The sequence below is a fragment of the Streptomyces sp. NPDC007157 genome (assembly GCF_040634235.1).
Lineage (GTDB): Bacteria > Actinomycetota > Actinomycetes > Streptomycetales > Streptomycetaceae > Streptomyces.
The window spans coordinates 445151-468794 of the sequence record NZ_JBEYFE010000002.1; the positions used below are offsets into that span (position 1 = coordinate 445151).

A 23644-nucleotide genomic window follows, 5' to 3' on the forward strand; every position below is an offset into this window, starting at 1 on the left:
CCCCGAGTAGATCTTCGTTAGGAGCCACCACCCGCATGCGGAAGATACTCGTCGTGGGGGCCGGCCAGTCCGGTCTCCAGCTCGCCCTCGGCCTCCAGTCGCACGGCTACGAGGTCACCCTGATGTCGAACCGGACCGCGGACGAGATCCGCTCCGGCCGGGTCATGTCGACGCAGTGCATGTTCCACACGGCACTGCAGCACGAGCGCGATCTCCAGCTGAACTTCTGGGAGTCCCAGGCCCCGAAGATCGAAGGACTCGGCGTCTCGGTCGCCGCCCCCGGCTCCTGGGGCGAGGGCCCCGCGGCCCGCGCGATCGACTGGGTGGGCAGGCTCGACGGGTACGCGCAGTCGGTCGACCAGCGGGTGAAGATGGCCGGCTGGATGGAGACCTTCGCCCAGCGTGGCGGCCAGCTGGTCATCCACGGCGCGGCGGTCGGCGACCTCGACTACTTCGCCCGCGCCTACGACCTGGTGCTGGTCTCGGCGGGCAAGGGCGAGCTGGTCCAGATGTTCGGCCGGGACCCGGAGCGGTCCCCCTACACCGAGCCGCAGCGCGCCCTCGCCGTCGCCTACGTCCACGGCCTCGGTCCCCGCCCCGAGCACCCGGACTTCCGCGCGGTCCGCTGCAACCTGGTCCCCGGTGTCGGCGAACTCTTCGTCATGCCGACCCTGACCACCTCGGGACCGGCCGACATCCTCTTCTGGGAGGGCATACCCGGCGGCCCGCTGGACGTCTTCAACGGCGTCAAGGACCCCGCGGAGCACCTCTCCCTGACCCTGGAACTCATGGAGCGGTACACGCCCTGGGAGTACGCGCGGGCCACCAAGGTCGAACTGACCGACGCGGGCGGCACGCTGGCCGGCCGCTACGCACCCACCGTCCGCAACCCCGTCGGCCGCCTCCCCGGCGGCGGCCTGGTGCTGGGCGTCGCGGACGTCGTCGTCGCCAACGACCCGATCACCGGCCAGGGCTCCAACTCGGCCGCCAAGTGCGCCGCCGCCTATCTCGCCTCGATCCTCGAACACGGCGAGAAGGAGTTCGACGAGACCTGGATGCGGCAGACCTTCGACCGCTACTGGGACACCGCCCAGCACGTCACCAAGTGGACGAACGCGATGCTCGCCCCGCCGCCGGAGCACATCCTCAACCTGATCGGCGCGGCCGGCCAGCTCCAGCCGGCCGCCGACCGCTTCGCCAACGCCTTCAACGACCCCGCGGACTTCGAGAACTTCTTCTACGAGCCGGAGAAGACGGAGGCCTACCTGGCCTCGCTGGCCGGCGCCGCCTGAACACGGCGAGCGGGCGGGCAAGCCCTGGGGCGCGGTAGCGCCCCAGGGGGCGCGGGGCTGTGCCGATATGCGGCTCCGCCGCGTGGGCGCGACCAGCCACGACGGTGCCGCACCCGACCGGCGGCCCATGGCGGCACGACCGCCATCGCGGCGCCCCCGGCGGAGCGCATACGCTGCACCCATGACCCCGCAGGCCGCCACCCCCGCCTACCGCAGGCTGTCCGTCGAGGAGCGGCGCAGCCAGCTCCTCGAAGCGGCCCTCTCCCTCTTCGCGCACCGCGTCCCCGAGGACGTCTCCCTCGATGACGTGGCGGAGGCGGCCGGGGTCTCCCGCCCCCTGGTGTACCGGTACTTCCCGGGCGGCAAGCAGCAGCTCTACGAGGCCGCCCTCAGGTCGGCCGCCGAGGAGCTGGAGCACTGCTTCGACGAACCCCGCGAGGGCCCCCTGCTGCCCCGCCTCTCCCGTGCCCTCGACCGCTATCTCGCCTTCGTCGACCAGCACGACGCCGGCTTCAGCGCCCTGCTCCAGGGCGGCAGCGTGGTCGAGACCTCACGGACGACGGCGACCGTGGACGGCGTACGACGGGCCGCCGCGCGGCACATTCTCAGCCACCTCGACATCGCCGACCCCGGGCCCCGGCTGCGGATGACCGTCCGCATGTGGATCACCGCCGTCGAGGCGGCCTCCCTGATCTGGCTCGACGAGGACAAGCAGCCGCCCGTCGAGGAGTTGCGGGACTGGCTGGTGGACCAGTTCGTCGCCGTACTGAGCGTCACCGCGCGCCGCGACCCGCAGACGGCCGCCCTCGTCGACGCCCTCGCGGCGGATGGCTGAAACTGGTGCGGTGAAGAGTCAGGACACCCCCTTCGAGGGCGGCCCCATGGACGGGCGTGTGCTCCCGGTGCTGCTCGGTATGACCGGCCACCCCCCGAAGACGTACCGCATCCCGGTCCCGGACCCGGCCGGCGGCCCGCCCACCGTCCTGGTCTACCGGCGCGTCCCTCGTGGACAGAGCAAGCGTCTGGGCCTGACCCAGGGCTGGAAGTACGAGTACGACCCCACGGGCAAGGGCGGCGGCGGAGGTCCGAAGTGGCCGTGGTCGAAGCCGGATCCGGCCCCGGACCGGGCCCCCGCACCGGACAGCGCGCCGCTCCGCAAGCCGGATGACACGGACGGGTGAAACGGCTGGGCCGATAAGCCCACAATCGCTGCGCGGATCAAACGTACATGTCTGATTATCACGATGCGGAACGGAGAGGCCGTCCCGCATCGGAGGTGATGACGTGTCAGGAAGGTTCCTGCGCCTGGCCTGTACGGCCGCGGTGGCGGCCCAGGCCGTCCTCGCGCCCGTGTCCGCGGTCGCCGCGCCCCCCGCGCCCGGCCCCGAGCGGCCGGTGGCCGAGCTGCTGACCGACCTTCAGCAGCGGTACCGGCAGGCGGAACAGGCCACCGAGACCTACAACGCGACCGAGGAACGGCTCGAGCGGCAGCGCGCCGAGGTGGACCGGCTGGACGGCGAGCTGGCCAGGTCCCGGCTCTCCCTGCACTCCAGCAGGGACGAGGCCGGCCGGCTGGCCCGGCAGCAGTACCAGAGCGTCACCGGGATCTCCCCGTACGTGCGGCTGCTCCTGGCCCGCGACCCGCAGCACGCGCTCGACGAGGGCCATGTCATCGGGCAGTTGGCGCGCGAGCGGGCCGAGACGGTGGGACGCCTCGCGGACGACGAGAAGCGGCAGACCGAACTGGCCCGCAAGGCCCGCAAGGCGCTGGACACCCGACTCGCCCTCGCCGCGAGCCAGAAGAAGCAGCGTGACGAGGTCCAGGGCCGGCTGTCCGAGGTGGAGCGCCTGCTGGCCTCCCTCACCCCCGCCCAGCTGATCGCCCTGGCCAGCCTGGAGCGGACCGGCACGGCCGACGCGCAGCGCGCACTCACCACGTCCGGTGCCCTCAGCGCCACCACACCGCCCCCGTCCCAGGAGGGCGACCGCGCGGTGCGCTACGCGGTACGGCAGCTGGGGAAGCCGTACCAGTGGGGCGCGCAGGGCCCGACGTCGTACGACTGCTCGGGCCTGACCTCACAGGCCTGGGACCACGCCGGCACCCCCATCCCCCGCACCAGCCAGCAGCAGTGGGCCGACCTGCCCCACGTGCCGCTGAACCAGCTGCGCCCGGGTGACCTGGTCGTCTACTTCCCCGAGGCCACCCACGTGGCCCTCTATCTGGGCGACGGCAAGGTGGTCCAGGCCCCCCGCCCCGGCGCGAAGATCAAGGTCTCCCCGATCGCGGCCAACCCCATCCTGGGCGCGGTACGCCCGGACCCGAGGTCCCGGCCCCTGGGCCGCTACACACCCCCGACGATCCCCAAGACGGCGACGGAGGGCCCGGACGAGAGCTTCGGCACGCCACAACCGACGGTGCCTACTCCTACCTGAGGGTGCGCTCCTGCCGTGAGGACGCGCTCCGGCCTGAGGACGCGCGGGGGACTCAGGCCAGCAGCCCCGAGCTCTTCCACAGCCGCCGGCCGGCGCCTCGAAGCACACCGATGTCGTCCAGGAAGTCCGTCAGTTTCCTCGCGCCGTTCTGCATGACCTCCCGCCGGTGGCCGCTCGCCCGTACCTGGGCCACCGCCTCCCGCCGGTCCAGGCCCACGTTCGTGTAGACCTCGGGATTGACGAAGGCCACCGAGAACACCCGTGCGAACTCGCCGGAGGTGACCCGGGTGAACTCCTGGGACCAGCGAGGTGCCGTCATCATCTGGCGGCGCAGCTCCTCGCGGGCGTACCGGACGTGCCGGGCCTCCTCGACCACGTGGATGCGCGTGACCCCCCGGACCAGTGTCTGCACCCGCTCGTCGGGGAACGTCAGCCGCTGCATCCAGTCCAGGACCTCCTCGCCGAGCAGCGTGGCCGTGAAGGAACCGGGCGTGGTCGAGATCGTCTTGAACAGGCGGCCCAGGTTGAGGTGGGCCCGGCTCACCGGGTACCAGGGCGCGTCACCGCGGGCTATCAGGCGGGCGAACATCTTCGAGTGCCGGCACTCGTCCTCGATCTCGGTCAGCGCGTAGCGCACATGCGCGCTCGTCGCCGCCTTGTCGTAGATGTGCCGCACCAGCAGCTGCATCAGGATCAGCTCGAACCAGATGCCGAGCGAGGCGAGGGCCGCGGCCTCGTGCTGGGAGAGCAGGATCCGCTGTTCCTCGGACATCCGCTTCCACATCGGGGTGCCGTAGAGCGACACCAGTTCCGGCGGCCAGAACCACTTGCCGTCCTCGAAGGGCGCGTCCCAGTCCAGCTCCTTGTCCGGGTCGAAGGAGTGCTTCGCGGAGGAGACGAGCAGCCGTTCGGCCACCTGCTCGCGGTCCTTGAGCAGGCCGAGCGCGTCGCGCAGTCCGTCGACCGCGTCCGCTTCCGTCAGGGTCGTCATGGCTCCCTCACCTCGTTACCCGGGGGTATGTTGCCGTCGGCTCTTATGAGACCGCTTGTCAGCAAGACGGTCAATCCCCCGCGCACGACTTGTCGACTCCGCGTCCACCCCGACCCCGTCCACCCCCCGTCCAGCCGGCCCAGTTGAGGCGGCCCAGTTGAGGCGGCCCCGTCCACCCGCCCCGGTTCAGAGCCCCAGCACCGCCCGCATCACCGCCCTGGCGATCGGCGCCGCGTCCCCGCCCCCGCTGATGTCGCCCCGGTCGGCCGCCGCGTCCTCCACCACCACGGCCACCGCGACCTTCGGCTCCAGGTCGTTGTCCGCCTGCGCCCAGGACACGAACCAGGCGTACGGCACGCCCGAGTTGCCGATGCCGTGCTGCGCGGTGCCGGTCTTGCCGCCGACCGTGGCGCCGCGGATCGCCGCGTTGGAGCCGGTGCCCTCCTGGACGACGTCCGTCATCAGCTCCTTCATCAGGACGGCCGTCGAGGGACTCATCACCTGCCGGACCGGCCCGGCGCCGCCCGTGCCGACCGTCTCGCCGGTCCGCCGCACGGTCCGCTCCACCAGATACGGCGGCCGGGCCATCCCGCCGTTGGCCACCGCCGCCGCGACCATCGCCATCTGCAGCGGGGTGGCGCGGGTGTTGTACTGCCCGATCGACGACAGTGCCAGCTGCGCCTTGTCCACGCTCGTGTCGAAGGTGCTCGGCACGGCGGAGAAGGGGATGCGCAGGTGTCTGTCGTTGAAGCCGAAGGCCTGGGCCGTCGCCGTCATGTCCGCGACCCCCACGTCCACGCCCAGCTTGGCGAAGACCGTGTTGCAGGACCACTCGAAGGCGGCCCGCAGCGAGGCGTCCGCGCAGCCGTCCCCCTCGTTGGTCAGCCGGGTCGTGGTGCCCGGCAGCCGGTAGGGGTCGGGGGAGTCGGTCGGCGCGTCCAGGTCGGTGACCACGCCCGCGTCCAGCGCGGCCGCCGCGGTGACCACCTTGAAGGTCGACCCCGGCGGATACGTCTGCCGTACCGCGCGGTTGAGCATCGGCTTCTCCGGGTCGCCGTTGAGGCGGGCCCAGGCCGAGGACACCGGCTCGCCGTTGCCGGACAGTTCAGCGGGGTCGTACGACGGGGTGGAGACCAGGGCGAGGATCCGGCCGGTCGACGGCTCGATCGCGGCCACCGCGCCCTTGCGGGTGCCCAGGCCCCGGAAGGCGGCCTCCTGGGCGTACCGGTCCAGGGTGGTGACGACGTTCCCGCCCGGGTTCTGCGACCGGCTGGTGTCGTTCCACAGCGGGAAGGGCGCGAGCATCGGGTCGGTGCCGGAGAGCAGCCCGTCCTCGGCGTGCTCCAGGAACGTGGTGCCGTACAGCTGGGAGGCGAAGCCGGTGACCGGGGCGTACAACGGGCCCTGCGGGTACGTGCGTTCGTAGCGGAGCTGCTCCCTGCTGTCCCGGGAGCCGGTGACCGGCTCGCCGCCGACCAGGATGTCGCCGCGCGGCAGGCCGTAACGGGCGATGCTGGCGCGGCGGTTGGCGGGGTTGTCGTCGTAGGCGTGGGCCCGGACCACCTGGACGCGGGCCGCGTTGACGAGCAGGGCGAAGAGCAGCAGGGCGCAGAAGGCGCGGGCCCGCCGGATGTACCGGGCCAGGCCGGCGCCCTGGCGGTCGGGGCGGCTCATGGGGCCACCCGTCCGTCGTAGTGGCGGCGGGCCGAGTCGCTCACCCGGATCAGCAGCGCCACGATCGCCCAGTTGGTGACCACCGAGGAGCCGCCCTGGGCGAGGAACGGCATCGCCATGCCGGTCAGCGGGATCAGCCCGGTCACCCCGCCCGCGATGACGAACACCTGGAGCGCGACGATCGAGGCCAGCCCGACCGCGAGCAGCCGGCCGAAGGGCTCGCGCAGGGCGAGGCCGGCCCGGTAGCCGCGCTCGACGAGCAGGCCGTAGAGGAGGAAGATCGCGGACAGGCCGGACAGGCCGAGCTCCTCGCCCGCGGTGGCCAGGATGAAGTCCGACTTGGTGGCGAAGCCGATCAGGATCGAGTGGCCGAGGCCCAGTCCGGTGCCGAGGACCCCGCCGGCGGCGAACGCGAAGAGGGACTGGGCGAGTTGGTTCGGACCCTGCCCGGCGTCGATCGAGGCGAAGGGGTGCAGCCAGTCCTCGATCCGGCCGTGGACATGCGGTTCCAGATGGCCGACGGCGACCGCGCCGAGCACCGCGAGCAGCAGGCCCACGGCGATCCAGCCGGTGCGCCCGGTGGCGACGTAGAGCATGACGACGAAGAGGCCGAAGAAGAGCAGCGACGTGCCCAGGTCGCGTTCGAGGATCAGGACGCCGACGCTCACCAGCCAGATGGTGACGATCGGCCCGAGCACCCGCCCGGTCGGGAACTGCATGAACCACAGCCGGCGGCCGGCATAGGCGAGGGCGTTGCGGTTGGCGGCCAGGTACGCGGCGAAGAACACCGCGAGCAGCACCTTCGCGAACTCGCTGGGCTGGATGGAGAATCCGGCGATCCGGATCCAGATCCGGGCGCCGTTGACGGCCGGGAAGAAGATCGGGAGCAGCAGCAGGACGAGCGCGGCGGCCACACAGACGTAGGAGTAGCGCTGGAGGAGACGGTGGTCGCGCAGCATCAGCACGACCATGATGAACAGGCCGACGCCCAGGGTGGACCAGACGAGTTGGGCGGGGGCCGCCCGGTCGCCGGGGGTCTGCAGGTCCAGCCGGTAGATCAGGACCAGGCCGAGTCCGTTGAGCAGCACGCCGATCGGCAGCGGCAGCGGGTCGGCGTACGGCGCGCGGAAGCGTACGGCGAGATGGGCGACGAGGGCGAGGACGCCGAGGCCGGCGCCGTAACCGGCGGCACCGGGCGGGACGGTGCCGGTCCGGGCCAGGCCGACCGCGCAGTAGCCGTACACGGAGAGCAGGACGGCCAGCACGATCAGGGCGAGTTCGATGCCACGGCGCCGGGGGAGACGAACGGCGGAGGTCGGGGACTCGGGCGCCGCCAGGGTGGTTCCGGCCTTGGTCATGTCCGGAACTTACCCACATAGTGCTAGTTGCGTGCTTTGTTGGCTTGCGCCAGCGTGGCGTGAGGTCCGGGGGCGTTCGGGTGGTGTGGGGCAGGTGCCGGCCGGTGGGGGTTGTTCGCGCAGTGACAGGTGTACTGGTCCCACCTGAAGGGGCGCGGGGAACTGCGCGACAAACCACGACGCACCCGCTAGTCGCGATCGCACCCTCGCCGCCCCTAAGGGAGCGTCAGAACCGCCACGGCTCCGCCGTCCAGCGCGTTCCCGAACGACAGCCGCGCGCCCAGCACCTCCGCCTGCCCCACCGCGATCGTCAGGCCCAGCCCGTGCCCCTTGGTGCCGCCCTCCGTCCGGAACCGCTGGGGCCCGTGTGCCATCAGGTACTCGGGAAACCCGCCCCCGTGATCCCGGACGGTGACCTCCTTGCCCTCCACCGTCAGCACCACCGGCGCCCGCCCGTGGCGGTGCGCGTTGGCGACCAGGTTCCCCAGCACCCGCTCCAGCCGCCGCCGGTCCGTCTCCACCCACACGTCCCGTACGACCTTCACCTCGGTCGACGTCCCGGACGCCCGCACCACCCGCTCGGCCAGCGCGCCCAGCGCCTCCGCGTCGGTCTCCAGCCGCTCCCGGCCGGTGTCGAGGCGGGAGATCTCCAGCAGGTCCTCGGTGAGCGTGCGCAGCGCGGCGACCCGGTCCCGCACCAGTTCCGTCGGCCGCCCCGGAGGCAGCAGCTCCGCCGCCGCGTGCAGTCCGGTCAACGGCGTCCGCAGCTCGTGCGCCACGTCGGCGGTGAACCGCTGCTCGCTCAGCAGCTTGCTCTGCAGCGACGCGGCCATGCGGTCCAGCGCCGCGGCGACCGCGGCCACCTCGTCCTGCGGGCGGGTCGGATCCTTCGTCCGGGGGTCGTGCACCCGCGCGTCCAGGTCCCCGGCGCTGATCCGCCGGGCCACCTGCGCGGTGCCCTGCAGCCGCCGGGTCACCCGGGTCACCGCGAACGCGCCGACCAGCAGCGTCGCCCCGATGGCGAGCACCGACGACCAGAGGATGGAGCGGTCGAGGCCGACGATCGTACGGGCCTGCTGGGAGTAGTCGACGGCCACCGCGAGCGCCCGGCCGTGGTCGGCCGGGCCCGCCGCCCACATCGTGGGGCGACCGTCCTCCGCGGAGACCATCGTGCCGCGCTCCCCGGCCACCGCCAGCACCCGCAGCCGCGGCGGCAGCCCCGCCGGGTCGATCGCGGAGCCCGGCAGCAGCGCGTCACCCGCCTCGTACGCGGTCGTCGCGTCCGCCAGCCGGGACAGTGCCTGGTCACGGGCCTGTGCGACGGTCTGGTCGGTGACCGACACATGCACGAGCACGCCGAGCAGCGCGGCCAGCGCGCAGCACATCACCGTGATGAACGCGGCCGACTTCGCCGCGAGCGTCCCGGCCCAGCGGGGAAGCCTCATCGCGCACTCGCAGAGGGGGAGGCCGCGACCGGGGGAGCGGTGGAGGCCGAAGCCGGGGGAGCGGTGGAGGCCGAAGCCGGGGGAGCGGTGGAGGCCGAAGCCGGCGGAGCGGTGGGTGCGGAGGGCGCCGGCGTACGGCTGTGCCGTGCCTTGCCGGTGCGCAGGAACTCGTCCCGGGAGAACACCATCGCCTTCTGTTCCGGGTCCCACGCCCAGGTCGTCCGGTACTCGTACCCGGTGATCCCGGCCGGCGACCGCACGATGACCGCCCGCCCGGCCAGCTCGACCCCGATGATCGCGTCGTCGTCCTCCAGCACCTGCACCAGCCGGTGGTTCTCGACGGTGTACACGCGCAGCGCGGTCTGGTTGGTCGGATACAGCCGGAAGCCGAGCGTCAGCTCGTCCCGCCCGTCCCCGGTCAGATCCCGGTAGTACGGCTTGAGCAGCGGACACCGCGCCCCGCCGCCCCCGGCCGCGCACTCCTTCATCCGGTTCGTGGTCTCGTGGTACGCGCCCTTGGATCCGTAGCCCGCCGAGTCCGAGGCGATCTCCGCCCGTACGACGGCCACCGGATCGACCCCGCGGAGGTCGTCGCCGGGAACCGTGACGCCCTTGACGGTCTTCGCGCTGCCCTCGTCGTAGGGCCAGGCCGGGCTGGACGCCGGCCGCAGGTCGGGCCAGAGCTTCATGGGGCTGACCGCGGTCGGGGTGGCTCCGGCCTCCTGGAGCCCGCCGGAGTCGCCACAGCCGGCCACCGCCGTCGCCAGCAGGGCGACGGCGGTGGCGGCGAGGGCGGTACGGAGGGGACGACGGGTCGGCACGCTGCTCCTGGGCGGTTCGGGGGTCGGTGGGTCTCGGGCCCCGTACACCTTATTCGCAGATTCGTAGGGAAGTCCTTTTTGTGCACAGGGGTGGCCGGCGCAGGGAAGAGCAGGGGAGAGGCTACTCGGCGAGTTCCTCGAGCAGCCGGGCGGTGGTCAGACCGGCGCGCAGATAGGCGACGAACAGCTCGTTGTGCAGCGCCCAGGGCGAGCGCCGGGCCCGCACCAGCCGTATCGCCTCCTCGGCCGTACGCCCCCGGTGCACCAGTGCCTGCGCGACCACCAGCCCCGACCGGTTGTACCCGCTGTAGCAGCGCACCAGCACCGACCGCCCGGCGTCCACGGCCTCACTGGCCGCCCGTGCGAGCCGGATCACGCCCGCCAGCTGGGTACCGTCCAGTGGTCCGTCGGGAATCGGCCACACCTGGTGCTCGACCCCGGTGTCCGGGCCGTGCCCGGGCAGCCGCAGCAGGCTCTGCACCAGATCGAACTCGTTCCGCACGACGACGGACTCCACTTGTCCCGCACGCCCCCGGAACTCGTGGCCGCCCATCCACAGTCCGGGCAGCACCTCGCTCCACGGGCTGTCCGGAGCCGGAACGTCGTACTGCTCTCCACGGATCCGCACCGGCGCCTCCCCGCTGCGCGCGCCAACCCCTGTCCGTCCAACCCTGTCCATCAACCCCTGTCAAAGGTAGCGGGGTTCTTGCCCGGGGAGCACCCCGCCTGTTCCCATGGGTCGAGGGGTGATGTCGCAATGAGCGGACTGCGCGTCGTGCCGACCTGGCGCCACGGCCAGGAACGGCTGTACGTCTGCCTCACGGACGGACGGAACATCGCCTGGTACGACCGTGAGGCGGGCCGGGTCAATCTGCTCAGCGAGGAGCGCCGGGACGACGTACTGGAAACCCTGCGGCCGTTCCTGACCGGCTCGGTCATGGTCGGGCCGCCACCGGTACCCACGCCCGCCGAACTGGCGCGGCTGACCCTGCACCCCGACGACGACCTCGCGCCCAACCGTCCCGGCGAGGCGCTGCTGATCGCTCTCGACCGGGACCCCGGTCCCGCCCACCGGCTGCGCCCCGACCCGCGCCGCCGCGCCCTGGCCGCCGAGCAGAGTGTCGGCGACGCCCTGGACCACCTGGACGGCGCCGGCTGGCACGCCCTGCACTCCGTCCTGCTGCCCGGCGGTGACCGCCTCCACCATCTGCTGATCGGCCCCGGCGGCGTCTTCTGCGTGCACACGCTCTACGCCCGCAAGCAGAAGGTCCTGGTCGCCGACCCGATGGTCTCCCTGGGCCGCCGCGAGCCCCGGCCGCTGCTGCGCCGCCTGCGCGCGGACGCCGACCGGGCCTCCTACGCCCTGACGGCCGAGGTGCGTCCGGTCCTGGCGCTGACCGACCCGGCGGACGTCACGCTGACGGCCCCGCCCCGCGAGGTCCGTGTCCTCCGCGACCGGGACCTGGAGGGCCTGTCCCGCCTGGGCGGAGTCCTCAAACCGGCGGACGTCGAGGCACTGCACGCGATGGCGCGCGACCGCAACACATGGGCAAGGATCTGACACTCGGCCCCGGCCTCTCGCACGGCAGCGGCGCCGCGTCGGTCCTTGGCCCTGCTCACGGCAGTGGCGCCGCGTCGGTTCCCGGCCCCGCTCACGGCAGCGGCGCCGCCCGCTCCGGGTCCAGCAGCGGTGCCAGCAGGTCGCCGTACTCCTGGAGCCGCCCCGCGACATCCCCGGCCCGGAACTCCAGCTCCTCCGCCCGCCGGCACTCCGTGATCTCCTCCCAGGTCACCGGTGCGGACACCATCGGCTCCCGCCGCGCCCGCGCCGTGTACGGGGTCGCCGTGGTCTTCCGCCCCGCGTTCTGACTCCAGTCCACGAACACCTTCCCCGGCCGCAGACTCCGCGTCATCCGGTGCACCACCAGCCGCGGCATCGCCCGCTCCGCCGCCACGGCCAGCTCCTTGGCGTACTCGCTCACCCGCTCGCTGGACGCCCCCCGCACCCCGGCCAGCAGGTGCAGCCCCTTCGATCCGGCCGTCTTGGCGTACGCCTCGATCCCGTCCCCGGCCAGCCGCTCCCGCAGCCACAGCGCGACCTCGCAGCACTCCACCACCGTCGCCGGAGCCCCGGGGTCCAGGTCGAAGACGATCCGGTCGGCCTCGTCCGGCGTCCGCACCAGCCACTGGTGCGTATGGAACTCGGTGACCAGGTTCGCCGCCCACATCAGGCTCGCCAGGTCCTGCACCAGCACCATCCGGGCCGGCCCGTCCGACCGGCGCACCTCGGCGGTCGTGACCCACTCGGGCGTACCCGGCGGCACGTTCTTGGTGAAGAACACCTGGCCGTCCGGCCCGTCCGGATAGCGCAGGAAGGACACCGGCCGGTCGCGCAGATGCGGCAGCAGGACCTCGGCGGCCGTCGCGTAGTAGTGCAGCAGCTCGCCCTTGGTGAACCCGGTCGCGGGATACAGCACCTTCTCCAGATTGCTGAGCGCGACCCTCCGCCCGTCCACCTCTGTGATCGGCGTCATACGATGACAATCTCATACAAAATTCTCATACAGGCGTTGGGTGTCAGGACGGAAGGAAGCCGCAGGTGCGATCCATATGGAACGGCGCGATCTCCTTCGGGCTCGTCAGCATCCCGATCAAGCTGGTGAACGCCACGGAGAGCCACTCGATCTCTTTCCGCCAGGTGCACACCGAGGACAACGGCCGGATCCGCTACCGCAAGTTCTGCGAGCTGGAGGACCGCGAGGTCACCCAGTCGGAGATCGGCAAGGGGTACGAGGACGCCGACGGCTCGATCATCCCGATCACCGACGACGACCTGTCCCACCTGCCCATCCCCACCGCCCGCACCATCGAGATCGTGGCCTTCGTCCCGGCCGACCGGATCGACCCGCTCCAGATGGACGCGGCGTACTACCTGGCGGCGAGCGGCGCCCCGGCGGCGAAGCCGTACACCCTCCTGCGTGAGGCCCTGAAACGCAGCCACAAGGTGGCCATCGCGAAATTCGCGCTGCGCGGCCGGGAACGCCTCGGCATGCTCCGCGTGGTCGGCGACGCCATCGCCATGCACGGCCTGCTCTGGCCGGACGAGGTCCGCGCCCCGGAGGGCCTCGCCCCCGACGGCGACGTCACCGTCCGCGACAAGGAACTCGACCTCGCCGACGCCCTGATGGACACCCTCGGCGAGGTCGACCTGGAGGACCTGCACGACGAGTACCGGACGGCCCTGGAGGAGGTCATCGCCGCGAAGGCGGCCGGCGAGGCCCCACCGGAGACCCCCGAACCGGCCAGGGGCGGCAAGGTCCTGGACCTGATGGCGGCCCTGGAGAAGAGCGTCCGCGCGGCGAAGGAGTCGAGGGGCGAGGAGGCGCGCGGTGAGGAGGCTCAGGTCACGCCGATGCCGAGCAAGAGGCCGAGGGCGGCGGCGAAGAAGACGGCGACGGCGACGGCGAAGAAGGCGGCGACGAAGGGGACGGCGGCGAAGAAGCCGACGGCCGCGAAGACGTCGGCCCGGAAGACGGCGGCCGAGAAGCCGACGGCCAAGAAGACGGCGGCGAAGAAGTCGACGGCCGAGAAGTCGACGGCCAAGAAGACGGTCTCACCGCGCAAGCGCTCCGCATGAAACCCCCCCCCGTCAGGTGTCGCGCCGGCAGGTCGGACGCGCGTCTCCGCTTCTCTGGCGATCCGTCACCGTGCGCTTCCGCGACGCCGTCCGGATCCCCGTCGCGCATCGCGCCGCGCCCCCACGGTCGCCGAGTCACGCGATGCTCGTTATCAACGATCGAAATAATACATATTTCAACATATCGGTGGATGTAGTGAGGTAATGGCGCAATGCTGGATGAAGGGGAGGACTCGTCGTAAGTCGGGTAAACCGGCTCTCTCACCTGCGAAGGCATCCTCATGCGTGCTCTGCATCTCCACCCCTTCGGTAGAACTCATGTCCTGTCACTGACCCAGGCACGCGCCCCCGCGCGCCCCGTCGCGGAGGTCCGCAGGCCCGCCGATCCGGCCAGGGTCGCCTCGGGCCCGCCGGGCGGGACACCTGCCGCCGGCGTGGGTCCCCGGCTGTCCGCCGGTGACTGCGGGCTGCTGCTGATCAGGCTGACCTTCGGACTGCTGATGGCCGGTCACGGTGCGCAGAAGCTGTTCGGCATCTTCGGGGGGCCGGGCCTGGCGGCCACCGGCAGAGGCTTCGACGCCCTCGGCTACCACCCGGGCAAGGTGTTCGCCGTGATCGGAGGCCTCTCCGAACTCGCCGGGGGTCTCGGTCTGGCTGTCGGACTGTTCACGCCACTCGCGGCCGCCGCCGTCATCGGCGTGATGATCAACGCCATGGTGACCGTGAGCGGTGCCCACGGCCTGTGGAGCCAGAACGGCGGCGTCGAGTACAGCGTCGCCATCTGCGTCGTCGCCCTCGCCCTCGCCGCCATCGGCCCGGGTCGGCTGTCCGTCGACCGGTTCTTCCCCTGGCGCTCGGACGGCTGGCTCGCCGCCGCCGTCGCGCTCGGTCTGGGCGGCATCGGCGCCGCGATCGCACTCAACATCTGAACGCGTCCCGCCCAGCGAGAACTCTCGGGCCATCGAGAACTTTCGCGCCCATCGGGAACTTTCGCGCTTCGCGACAACTCACCCGGCAGGTGATCACCAGGGCGGCCCGCCACCGCGGCCGGGGCCCGGTGGCGGTCGTACGCTTGACAGGCAAGAACCCCGGCTCGCAGCTGGGAGGGCTGGGACGATGCTCAGCACACATGTCCCCGACCTGGCCGCGCTGGAACTGCTGCTCGGTGTAGCCCGGGAAGGCAGCCTGAACAGCGTCGCCCGCAAGGCCGGGGTGAGTCAGCAGGCCGTATCGGCGCGGATCCGCGCGATGGAGGCACAGACCGGGGTCACCCTCGTGCACCGGACTCCACGCGGGTCCACTCTGACCGTCGAAGGCGTCATGATCGCGGAGTGGGCCGCCCGGCTGCTGGACGTCGCGGCCGAGATGGACGCCGGGATCACGGCACTGCGGACCGGCCAGCGGGCCCGGCTCCGGGTCAGCGCCAGCTCGACCATCTCCGAGATACTCCTGCCCGGCTGGCTGGCGTCCTTCCGCGCGGAGACCCCGCAGGGCAGGCGCGCCCCGGAAATTGTTCTGACCTACGCCAACACCGCCGCGGTCGTCACCCATGTCACCGAGGGCATCGCCGACATCGGCTTCACCGAGGGCCCGCACGAGCCCGCCGGGCTGCACGGCAGGGCCGTCGGCCACGACCGGCTCATGGTTGTCGTCGCTCCAGGTCACCCCTGGGCACGCCCTCGGCCCGTCAGCGCCGTCGAACTGGCCGGCACCCCGCTGGTGAGCCGGGAGAGCGGCTCCGGTACCCGGGACACCTTCGCCGCCGCGCTGAGCGCCGTACTCGGCCCCGGTGTCCCGCAGGCCCCCGCGGCACTGTCGCTGTCCACCACCGCGGCGATCCGCTCGGCCGCGCTGGCCGGTGCGGCACCCGCGGTCATCAGCGAACTCGCCGTCGCCGACGACCTGGCCAACGGCCGGCTTGTCGCGGTACGGACACCGGAACTCGACCTGCGCCGAACCCTGCGCGCCGTCTGGGACGGCGCCGCCACCCCACCCAGTGGCGCGGCCCGCGACCTGATCACCCACATCCTGACCCGCCAGAACCAGGAGCGTCACAGCGGCCGAGCCCACTGACGGGGCGACCGCGGGTCATAGCGCGGTGCCGGTGTGGCCGGTGTGGCCGGTAGGGCCGTTATGGCCGCTATGCGTGGCGGCGTTCCGTTCCGGCCTCGCGGTCTCGCGGCCGGTCTTGCGGTCCTGCCGTCTTCCGGTCGTGCGGCCTTGCGTTCCCGCGGTCTTCCGGTCGTACGGCCTTGCGTTCCCGCGGTCTTCCGGCCGTCGATGCCCGTGAACCGGTACAAGCCCGGCTTGTACCCCGGCAAGCGTGAGGCCACTACCAGCGGGTTTCCGCGGCTGCGACCGTCGAATTACGAAGCCCACCAGCGCCGGAAGGAATGCCATGAGCACCAACTCGCCCGCACGACAGCACACCGTCCCCGACCACCACGGTCGCCGCCACGCAACGGCGAACCCGCCGGTCGCGTTCGTGGGCACCGGACGGATGGGCGGCCCGATGGCCGCCAACCTGGCCCTCGCCGGTTTCGACGTACGGGTCTGGAACCGGACCGCCGACCGCGCCGCACTCCTCACCGACGTGGGCGCCGCCGTGGCGCCCACCCCGGCTGAGGCCGTCCGGGGCGCGGGGATCCTCGTCACCATGCTGGCCGACGGTCCCGCCACCGAACAGGCGGCCACCGGGCCCGACGGATTCCTGGCCGATGCGCCCGGACTGGTCTGGGTGCAGATGGCGACCGTCGGAGCCGACTGGACGGCCCGGCTCGGCCGCACCGCCACCCGCCACGGGGTGACGTTCGTGGACGCCCCGGTCTCCGGCAGCGAGGGCCCGGCCCGGGCCGGGCAGCTCATCGTCCTGGCCAGCGGCCCGGACGAGATGCGGAACGTCCTCGCCCCGGTGTTCGGCGCGCTCGGCAGGGCCACCGTCTGGCTGGGCCCGGCCGGCGCCGGCACCAGCGCCAAGCTGGTGCTCAACAACTGGCTCGTCGACCTCGCCGAGACCACCGCGGAGACGCTCTCCTTCGCCCGCCGGCTCGGTCTGGACCCGACCGCGATCGTGGACCTGTTGCAGTCGACGCCCCTCGGGTCGCCGTACGCCATGCAGAAGGCCACCACCATGCTGACCGGTGACTTCACCCCCGCGTTCGCGCTCAAGCACGCCCTCAAGGACGCCGAGCTGGCGGTGCGGGCCGCGCAGGCCAGCGGTACCGAACTCGCGCTCACCGAGGCGCTGCTGCCCCGCTGGCGGGACGCCGCGGCACAGCACGCCGACGACGATCTGGCCGCGGTGTACACCGCCAGCTGACCAGCCCCGCGCCAGCCCTGCTCCCTGGGCAAGGGCCGCGCAGGGCCCCGCAAGAGAGGACCCCGGTGATGACCGCAGCAGCTGGGCCGGCCACCCGCAATGACCCGGAGAACGACCAGATACGGCCCCCCGGGGACCCGGCCCCGACGGCAGGCACGCCGGCGCCCGCCCCCGCCTTCGGGCACCAACGGCTGGGACTCGCACTGATCCTCGTCGCGTCCTTCATGGTGGTGCTCGACTTCAGCATCGTGAACGTCGCGCTGTCGTCCATCCAGCACGAGCTCGGCATCTCGGCCACCTCCGTGCAGTGGGTGGTCACGGCCTACGCGATCACCTTCGGCGGGCTGCTGATCCTCGGCGGCCGCGCCGGGGATCTCTACGGGCGGCGGCGCCTGTTCATGGCCGGGATCGGCGTCTTCACCGCCGCGTCGCTGTCCGGCGGGCTCGCGCACGATCCGCTGCTCCTGATCGCGTCCCGCACGGTGCAGGGCTGTGGCGCCGCGATGGTCGCGCCCGCCGCGCTGTCCCTGATCACCACGGGCTTCCCCGAAGGCCCCCGGCGTACCCGTGCGTTGGGCCTGTACGGGGCGACGGCGTCGATCGGCTTCGTCGCCGGACAGGTGCTCGGCGGTGTCCTGGTGGAGTTCTTCAGCTGGCGCTCGGTGTTCCTGGTGAACGTTCCGGTGGGGCTGGCCGCCATGCTGCTGGCCCCCCGTCTCCTGCACGAGTCGAGGCTGCCCCGGGCCGGCCGGCACCTGGACACCGTCGGCGCGGCGCTCATCACAGGAGCCGTCGCCGCGCTGGTCTTCGCGGTCTCCCAGGCCGGGATCACCGGCGTGGGATCCGCCGGTGTGCTGGTTCCGCTCGGGCTGTCGGCCCTGGCGGCCGTGGCGTTCTTCGCCGTCGAGCAACGGCGTGCCGATCCGCTCGTGCGGCTCGCGCTGCTGCGCACCCGAGGGCTGCGCAGTGCCGGCACCCTGATGCTGCTGCTCGGCCTGTGGAACGGCGGGGAGATGCTGGTGCTCTCCGTGTACCTCCAGGAAGTCCTGCACATGTCCCCCCTGGTGGCCGGCCTGGTGGTCGCCCCGCAGGGCATCGTCGGCCTGGCGACCGGGTTGCTGGGCGCCCGGCTGGCGCGACGCGTGGGGATCCAGCGCGTCCTGGTGCTGACCGCCCTGGCCGCCACCGCCGGCTTCCTGATCCTCACCCGGCTCCCGATGGGCGGCGGTTACCGTGCGCCGCTCGCGGCGGTGGTCCTGGTCGGGTTCGGCACCGCCGGTACGGCGTTCGGAAGCATGGTGACCGCCAGCACCGGCGTCGCCGACCGCGACCAGGGTCTGGTGGGCGGCGTGGTCAACATGAGCCGCCAGCTGGGCGCCGCGCTGGGAGCGGCGCTGCTTCCCGCCGTCGCCGACGCGGTGGACCGAACGGGCCGCAGCAGCATGGCGGTCGGCGACCGCGCCGCGATGCTCGCCGGAGCGGCGGCGGCCGGCCTCGCCACGCTGGTGGCCCTGCGGACCCGGCAGAGGTCCTCCCACACCCCGTCCACGTCCAAGGCCCCGAACCCGGCCTGACGGACCGTCGTCTCATCAGGCACCCATGGGACCACTTCGCGGCCGGGCGGGGGCGGCATCGCCCACGCTGCCGTATCCCTCGGACCGTCCTCGCCGTCGGAGCCACGCTTCAGGTCACGGGCTCCCGACGCGCAGGTACACCGTCACCCTGCGACCGCGGACCTGCTCGTCCGTCACCGACGTGAAGTACCTCTTCAGCACGGAGATCTTCGTCTGGTCCCGTCGCGCCGTCACCGGCGCCGCGACCTCCGCCTCGTCCGTCACCAGCAGGATCCGTCGCCGGGTCAGCATCACGGTCCGGATTTGGGCCGGGTCGGCCTCCACCCCCTTCAGCGTCCCGGACCTCTCCGGACTCTCGGTCAGGGCTATGTCCCGCAGACCGGTGAAGGCGCGGGGGGAGACCAGCTTGGTGTCGCGTCGCGCCGCCGGTACGAAGACCACCGCGTCCCCGGGCTCCTTGAGTCGCTGTACGTCCGTCGCCACGGCGAAGACGTCGTCCACCCGGCTGGCCGGGGAGCGCTTGGCCAGTGACTGGGGGAGCAGCGCCGCCATCGCCACGGCGATCACCACGGGGAGGATCCATGGCGATGCCCTCGGGAAGCGCGGCGTGGCCGCCCGTACCGCCGTGCCCAGCGCTGTCCCGATCAGCAGCGCCAGACCCAGCTGGCTGAACAGGACGTACCGGTCCAGGAACAGCGGCTGGACCAGGGAGAGGCCGATCAGGACGAGCTGCGGCACCGCGAGCAGCGGCAGCCCCACGGCTGCCGACGACAGTCGGCCGGCCTGCGGCCGGTCCAGCAGGGCGCCGAGGCCACCGACCGCCAGCAGGACCGCCGGGCCGATCATCATGTGCCAGGTCAGCGGCGGTATCCAGGAAATCTGTTCGGACTGGCTCCGGGTGAACAGGATCAGGGGCAGCACGCCCGCCACGGCCGCCGCCGCGGCCGCCGTCCATCGGGTCCACACCTCGCGCCGGACCCGTGTCCAGATCAGGGTCGCCGCGTGCGCGGGCAGAATCATCAGCGCCAGCCAGTTCAGCAACCCGCACAGCAGGACGGCGCCGGCGTAGGCCGCCCACTGCGCTGTTCTGCCACGGCCCTTGAGTACGGTCACCAGCAGCAGCGTCGAGATCGCGGCTCCGGCCGTGACCAGTGCGTACGGGCGCCCCTCCTGGAGATAGAACTGCACCGCCGGAAGCAGGCCGAGTGACAGCCCCGCCCCCAGGCCCGCACAGGTCCCGGCCAGTCGCCGGCCGATGACGGTCACGCAGGCCGCGGCCACCGCCATGGCCAGCACGGAGGGCAGCCGCAGCGTCGTCGTGCCGGGCCCGAAGCATTCGAAGAGTCCGTGCATCAGCAGGTAGTAGAGCCCGTGTACGGCGTCGACCTGCCCCAGCATGTGCCAGATCTCCCGGGTGGGCCGCTGGGCCACCTGCCAGGTCGCCGCCTCGTCCCGCCACAGGCTGTGCTGCCGGGACAGTCCCCACACACCCAGGGCCAGGGTCCACAGCAGGGGAATCAGCCAGATGGGCAGGGATCGGCGGCCGGCGGTCAGGTGGGGAGTCATGAAGGTGGTCAGGCCCTCGGGTAGCGGTGCGAACTGAAATCAGCGGTTCGCCACATGACTGAAGACCCGCCGGACCGGCTGTCGGTTCGCGCGGGAACACCCCGAGAAAAGCGCGGATTCCAGACTGGCCGGCAAGGCAAGGGACATTGTCTGCGCCTCCCCGTAACCCGACGACAGTACATTACATGAAAAAGACCGCCACGCCCCGGAGGTCATGGCTGAAAACCATCCACTGAATTTGGCGATATTTAGTGGAACCCGGAAACGGTATTTTCCATCTCCTCGCGCGTTTCATGTCTCTCTCCGACCCGCACGTGGTCCTTGCGAGTTGGCCAGAAATCGCGCACACCGCCTGATGCGTGGCGGGCCGATTTATTCCTGTGATCTGGGTTACTCGAATATTCGGTTGCTCGCGGTCATATCTTTCGTTCAAGATCTGTCCCGGTTACGACCACGGCGCCAACACGGCGTGGTCGAACTACAAGCACCCGGACAACCAGCACGCGTCTTCGGTGAAGACGGGCGGCACGGTGTTCGGCAGCGGCTGCACCGCGAAGGGGAAGTGGTCCCTCGCCTCGGCGGGGCTGAACGGCTCGGTGTCGTACTACTACAACCCGAACTGCTGAGCCTCCCGGTCGAAACTCGACGAGTCTAGGCAGCCGCGAGTGGCGCCGCTCCAGTTGCCTGACTGAGCTCTGTTGGCTGTGGAGGCGAGCATTCCTCGCCTCCACAGCTTTTCTGCTCGGACCTTCAATTCCGACACTGGTGACGTACTGAACGCCATCAAGACGAAAAAAGTCCAGAACTACGTGAAATCGGTGAGCCCGGTCGGGCAGAAAACCGCCCTGGACCTACGGAGCTCGGTCACCAAACTCCGGCTTCAAATATTCAACCTTGTTGTTGCCGTGATAGTGCTCCTCATCGCCGGGGTCGGCGTCTGCCTCATCTACTCACGAAAGAACGCGCAGAGCATATTCGTGCGACACATCGGGGGCTGGAGATATGTCGCCAACCACCGATTCGTCCTCTCCGTGGAGGTGGCCATCGCGCTTGTCTTCGCCACGCGAGTCCCTTTCCAGGCCTGGCAGCAGAACCAGGAACTGGAGAGATTCGCCGCGGCCGGTGCGCCCGCCCCCTTCCAGCCGATTCACATCAGCGCGCTGGATCTCACCGTCATCACCGGTCTTGTTGTCTTCGAACTGGGAGCCGTGCTGCTCGCTCTCGCGTACTTCCATCGCCGCATCGTGAAGGAAGGGGCGACGGAGTCGTGAGTCCCGCCCGCGCGAAAAACCCTCCACTCAGCCGGAGTATGTTGTGATCGAAATCGAGAATCTTTCGAAGGTCTTCGGCGCCCGGACCCTGTGGCGCGACGTCAACCTCACCGTCAACCGTGGCGAGATGCTTGCCCTTGTCGGTCCGAGTGGATCGGGTAAGTCGACCCTCCTGAACTGTCTCGGGCTGCTCGACAGGCCCAGTACCGGGACGATCCGGCATGAAGGGAAAGACATCACCCGATTCGGCCGAAGTGATGTCCGTCGGTTTTGCCGTGACACTCTCGGCTATCTGTTCCAGCACTATGCGCTGATCGAGAACGCGACGGTCATCGAGAACCTGGAAGTGGTGGCCAAGCCACGGCGGCCGGCGCAGAGCGAGGCCACGGGCACGGGCAAGAACACGGGCAAGAGCAAGAACAAGGGCAGTGCGGCTGTCGCTGAAGCCCTTGACCGTGTCGGTCTGGCGGGGCGGGAGAAGGAGAAGATCTACCACCTCAGCGGCGGCGAACAGCAGCGCGTCGCTCTGGCCCGTCTCATGGTCCAGCGGCCGGCCCTGGTGCTCGCGGACGAGCCGACCGGTGCACTCGACGAAGACAACAGCACGGTCGTCATCGACATCCTTCGCGAGATGAGCGAGGCCGGATGCGCGGTGGTCATCGCCACCCACGATGCCGGTGTCCGTCGTCGTTGCGACGCCGTATTCGCTGTGCACGAGTCCTCCCTCGTCCGTTCCCCGGCAGCGGCCGGTGCGGTTGGGTGATCACCCGTCCACGGTGCGGCGCCTGCCCCGGCCGTGGAGGTCGTCGAGAGCGTGACCCGTTCCGTCGCCATCGGCCGGGTCGGCCATGAACGTGACGTACGGCTCGTCGCGTACGGACGCTGTCCGCCGGGCAGCGGTGGAACGGTTTGACGTCCGTCGGCGTCGTCCCTCTCCGGGGCACGATGGCCGTGTCCGGGAGAGGGGAGACCGGATGCGGACGGGCGGCTTCGCCAAGTGGACAAGGGAGTTCGAGGACGAGCGGGAGCGCAGGCGCGCCCTGGGTGACCCGGACTGGGGCCGAGGTGCGACGCTGCATCCGGCGGTGTGGGCCGGCATCCAGCGCTTCCAGGTCGGCGAGGACGGCGACGGCGCCAACCTCGTCGGCAAAGCGGACCAGGCCGGCGACTCCGACTACGCGCAGGCGGTCCGGCTCTTCATCGCCGAGGAACAGAATCACGCCCGTCTGCTCGCTCGGTTGCTGGCCGCGGGGGGCGTGGGGACGTTGACGGGGCACTGGAGCGACACGGTCTTCGTACGGTTGCGGCGTCTCATGGGCCTGCGCATGGAACTGCTGGTGCTGATGATCGCGGAAGTGGTGGCGCTGCGTTATTACCGCGCCCTGCGCGATGGCACCGACGACTCGCTCACAGCGGATGTGGCGGGACGGATCCTGGCCGACGAGCAGCGCCACGTCCCGTTCCACTGCGAGCGACTGCACGACTCCCTGGCCGAGCTGCCCCGCGTGGTGCGCCGCCCGGTCATGGCCGGGTGGCGACTTCTCCTGCTCGCGGCCTCTCTCGTCGTCGCCGCCGACCACGGCCCGGCACTGCATCGACTCGGCATCGGGCGCCTGCGGTTCGTGGCCGATGTCATGGCCTCGTCCCACGCGGTGGTCTCCGCAGTGCTGGTGCCCCGCCCGGATGCGTGGACGAGCGCGGGCTGACGACAGACAGCTCAACCGCTGGTGCGGGACGCTACTTGAGGCCGGACTCCGCTCAGGGCAAGGAGTCCGGGACCGGCTCGGGACCGCCTGTCACCGAGGGTCGACACCCCATATCTTGATGGGCTCGTACGTTCCGTCGTGGAAGTCGAAGACAGTCACTTCGGTGTCGAATAGGTGGCGGAAGTGGCCCCCGTAGCCGGGTTGCGCGATGTGTGGGGCCAGCAGGTCCAACAGGCTCCGGAGGTAGAGCATGGAGTCGTCGACCCAGTCGTTGCGTGCGAAGAGTTCCCACTCGTACCGCGCGCCGGATCTCGTGAACTCCTGCACTTCGCGACGCAGGGACACGACGTCTCCACCGGGCACCCGGCGGTTGGCGTAGCCACCGGGCAGGAGTAGTGGGTACAGAAATCCGTCCTGGTCGTCGAGACCTTCGGGGAACTCGGCATCCATACCCAGGTGCCACCGCAGGGCGGCCATGACCCGTTCGGGGGTGTCGTCGCGCAAGTAGCAGGAAAAGACGACCTCGTAGCGCTCACTCATGGCCGGCATTGTGCACG

The 23644-nt window shown here is 71.2% G+C and carries 23 protein-coding genes; 14 read left to right on the forward strand and 9 right to left on the reverse strand.

The window, feature by feature from the left end; translation table 11 throughout:
• The first annotated feature begins 35 nt into the window (after positions 1-35).
• From ABZ642_RS04925 to ABZ642_RS04940, 4 genes are all read left to right on the forward strand, one after another.
• The gene (locus ABZ642_RS04925) at positions 36-1292 is read left to right on the forward strand and encodes a styrene monooxygenase/indole monooxygenase family protein (protein ID WP_360477142.1); all 1257 of its coding nucleotides are present in this window, start codon (positions 36-38) and stop codon (positions 1290-1292) included.
• A 181-nt stretch (positions 1293-1473) separates the two neighbouring features.
• Positions 1474-2127 (forward strand): helix-turn-helix domain-containing protein, encoded by a 654-nt coding sequence (locus tag ABZ642_RS04930; RefSeq protein ID WP_360477145.1) that lies wholly within the window; start codon positions 1474-1476, stop codon positions 2125-2127.
• Positions 2128-2137: 10 nt separating this feature from the next.
• Positions 2138-2473, forward strand: a complete 336-nt coding sequence (locus tag ABZ642_RS04935) for a hypothetical protein (protein ID WP_360477148.1) — start codon at positions 2138-2140, stop codon at positions 2471-2473.
• 103 nt (positions 2474-2576) lie between these two features.
• Complete coding sequence (locus ABZ642_RS04940; protein WP_360477151.1) at positions 2577-3725, forward strand: NlpC/P60 family protein; 1149 nt, start codon at positions 2577-2579, stop codon at positions 3723-3725.
• 52 nt (positions 3726-3777) lie between these two features.
• Here the strand turns inward: ABZ642_RS04940 and ABZ642_RS04945 are convergent, their stop codons facing one another.
• The 6 genes from ABZ642_RS04945 to ABZ642_RS04970 all read right to left on the reverse strand — a co-directional run bounded on the left by ABZ642_RS04945 (position 3778) and on the right by ABZ642_RS04970 (position 10642).
• On the reverse strand, positions 3778-4716 hold the full coding sequence (locus tag ABZ642_RS04945) for a diiron oxygenase (RefSeq protein WP_360477154.1): 939 nt from the start codon (positions 4714-4716) through the stop codon (positions 3778-3780).
• A gap of 186 nt (positions 4717-4902) precedes the next feature.
• Positions 4903-6390 (reverse strand): penicillin-binding transpeptidase domain-containing protein, encoded by a 1488-nt coding sequence (locus ABZ642_RS04950; protein ID WP_360477157.1) that lies wholly within the window; start codon positions 6388-6390, stop codon positions 4903-4905.
• Positions 6387-7748: an FtsW/RodA/SpoVE family cell cycle protein gene (locus ABZ642_RS04955; RefSeq protein WP_360477160.1), complete on the reverse strand. Its 1362-nt coding sequence runs from the start codon at positions 7746-7748 to the stop codon at positions 6387-6389. The genes ABZ642_RS04950 and ABZ642_RS04955 overlap by 4 nt, the downstream gene beginning before the upstream one ends.
• Positions 7749-7963: 215 nt before the next feature.
• On the reverse strand, positions 7964-9193 hold the full coding sequence (locus ABZ642_RS04960) for an ATP-binding protein (RefSeq protein ID WP_360477163.1): 1230 nt from the start codon (positions 9191-9193) through the stop codon (positions 7964-7966).
• Positions 9190-10014 (reverse strand): hypothetical protein, encoded by an 825-nt coding sequence (locus tag ABZ642_RS04965; RefSeq protein ID WP_360477166.1) that lies wholly within the window; start codon positions 10012-10014, stop codon positions 9190-9192. The genes ABZ642_RS04960 and ABZ642_RS04965 overlap by 4 nt, the downstream gene beginning before the upstream one ends.
• Before the next feature lie 121 nt (positions 10015-10135).
• Complete coding sequence (locus tag ABZ642_RS04970) at positions 10136-10642, reverse strand: protein phosphatase (RefSeq protein WP_360477169.1); 507 nt, start codon at positions 10640-10642, stop codon at positions 10136-10138.
• A gap of 129 nt (positions 10643-10771) precedes the next feature.
• On the opposite strand from ABZ642_RS04970, the gene ABZ642_RS04975 reads away from it, so the two are divergent.
• Positions 10772-11575, forward strand: a complete 804-nt coding sequence (locus ABZ642_RS04975) for a nuclease-related domain-containing protein (RefSeq protein ID WP_360477172.1) — start codon at positions 10772-10774, stop codon at positions 11573-11575.
• Positions 11576-11666: 91 nt separating this feature from the next.
• Here the strand turns inward: ABZ642_RS04975 and ligD are convergent, their stop codons facing one another.
• Positions 11667-12548, reverse strand: a complete 882-nt coding sequence (gene ligD, locus ABZ642_RS04980) for a non-homologous end-joining DNA ligase (protein ID WP_360477175.1) — start codon at positions 12546-12548, stop codon at positions 11667-11669.
• 65 nt (positions 12549-12613) lie between these two features.
• On the opposite strand from ligD, the gene ABZ642_RS04985 reads away from it, so the two are divergent.
• The 5 genes from ABZ642_RS04985 to ABZ642_RS05005 all read left to right on the forward strand — a co-directional run bounded on the left by ABZ642_RS04985 (position 12614) and on the right by ABZ642_RS05005 (position 18544).
• Positions 12614-13651 carry a Ku protein gene (locus ABZ642_RS04985; protein WP_360477177.1) on the forward strand — a complete coding sequence of 346 codons (1038 nt, stop codon included), beginning with the start codon at positions 12614-12616 and terminating at the stop codon, positions 13649-13651.
• A 434-nt stretch (positions 13652-14085) separates the two neighbouring features.
• The gene (locus tag ABZ642_RS04990) at positions 14086-14580 is read left to right on the forward strand and encodes a DoxX family protein (RefSeq protein ID WP_360477622.1); all 495 of its coding nucleotides are present in this window, start codon (positions 14086-14088) and stop codon (positions 14578-14580) included.
• Positions 14581-14767: 187 nt separating this feature from the next.
• Positions 14768-15724 carry a LysR family transcriptional regulator gene (locus ABZ642_RS04995; RefSeq protein WP_360477180.1) on the forward strand — a complete coding sequence of 319 codons (957 nt, stop codon included), beginning with the start codon at positions 14768-14770 and terminating at the stop codon, positions 15722-15724.
• Between the two features lie 325 nt (positions 15725-16049).
• On the forward strand, positions 16050-16970 hold the full coding sequence (locus ABZ642_RS05000; RefSeq protein ID WP_360477183.1) for an NAD(P)-dependent oxidoreductase: 921 nt from the start codon (positions 16050-16052) through the stop codon (positions 16968-16970).
• Positions 16971-17038: 68 nt separating this feature from the next.
• The gene (locus ABZ642_RS05005) at positions 17039-18544 is read left to right on the forward strand and encodes an MFS transporter (protein ID WP_360477186.1); all 1506 of its coding nucleotides are present in this window, start codon (positions 17039-17041) and stop codon (positions 18542-18544) included.
• 114 nt (positions 18545-18658) lie between these two features.
• On the opposite strand, the gene ABZ642_RS05010 is transcribed toward ABZ642_RS05005, so the two are convergent.
• Entirely contained in the window at positions 18659-20110 is a 1452-nt protein-coding gene (locus ABZ642_RS05010) for a glycosyltransferase family 39 protein (RefSeq protein WP_360477189.1), read from the reverse strand.
• A gap of 380 nt (positions 20111-20490) precedes the next feature.
• On the opposite strand from ABZ642_RS05010, the gene ABZ642_RS05015 reads away from it, so the two are divergent.
• The 4 genes from ABZ642_RS05015 to ABZ642_RS05030 all read left to right on the forward strand — a co-directional run bounded on the left by ABZ642_RS05015 (position 20491) and on the right by ABZ642_RS05030 (position 23087).
• Complete coding sequence (locus ABZ642_RS05015; protein ID WP_360477192.1) at positions 20491-20736, forward strand: lactococcin 972 family bacteriocin; 246 nt, start codon at positions 20491-20493, stop codon at positions 20734-20736.
• A gap of 72 nt (positions 20737-20808) precedes the next feature.
• Positions 20809-21381 (forward strand): hypothetical protein, encoded by a 573-nt coding sequence (locus ABZ642_RS05020; RefSeq protein WP_360477195.1) that lies wholly within the window; start codon positions 20809-20811, stop codon positions 21379-21381.
• A gap of 43 nt (positions 21382-21424) precedes the next feature.
• Positions 21425-22144: an ABC transporter ATP-binding protein gene (locus ABZ642_RS05025; RefSeq protein WP_360477197.1), complete on the forward strand. Its 720-nt coding sequence runs from the start codon at positions 21425-21427 to the stop codon at positions 22142-22144.
• Between the two features lie 211 nt (positions 22145-22355).
• Positions 22356-23087 (forward strand): ferritin-like domain-containing protein, encoded by a 732-nt coding sequence (locus tag ABZ642_RS05030; RefSeq protein ID WP_360477200.1) that lies wholly within the window; start codon positions 22356-22358, stop codon positions 23085-23087.
• Between the two features lie 90 nt (positions 23088-23177).
• Here the strand turns inward: ABZ642_RS05030 and ABZ642_RS05035 are convergent, their stop codons facing one another.
• Positions 23178-23627 (reverse strand): hypothetical protein, encoded by a 450-nt coding sequence (locus ABZ642_RS05035; protein WP_360477203.1) that lies wholly within the window; start codon positions 23625-23627, stop codon positions 23178-23180.
• Positions 23628-23644 lie beyond the last annotated feature (17 nt).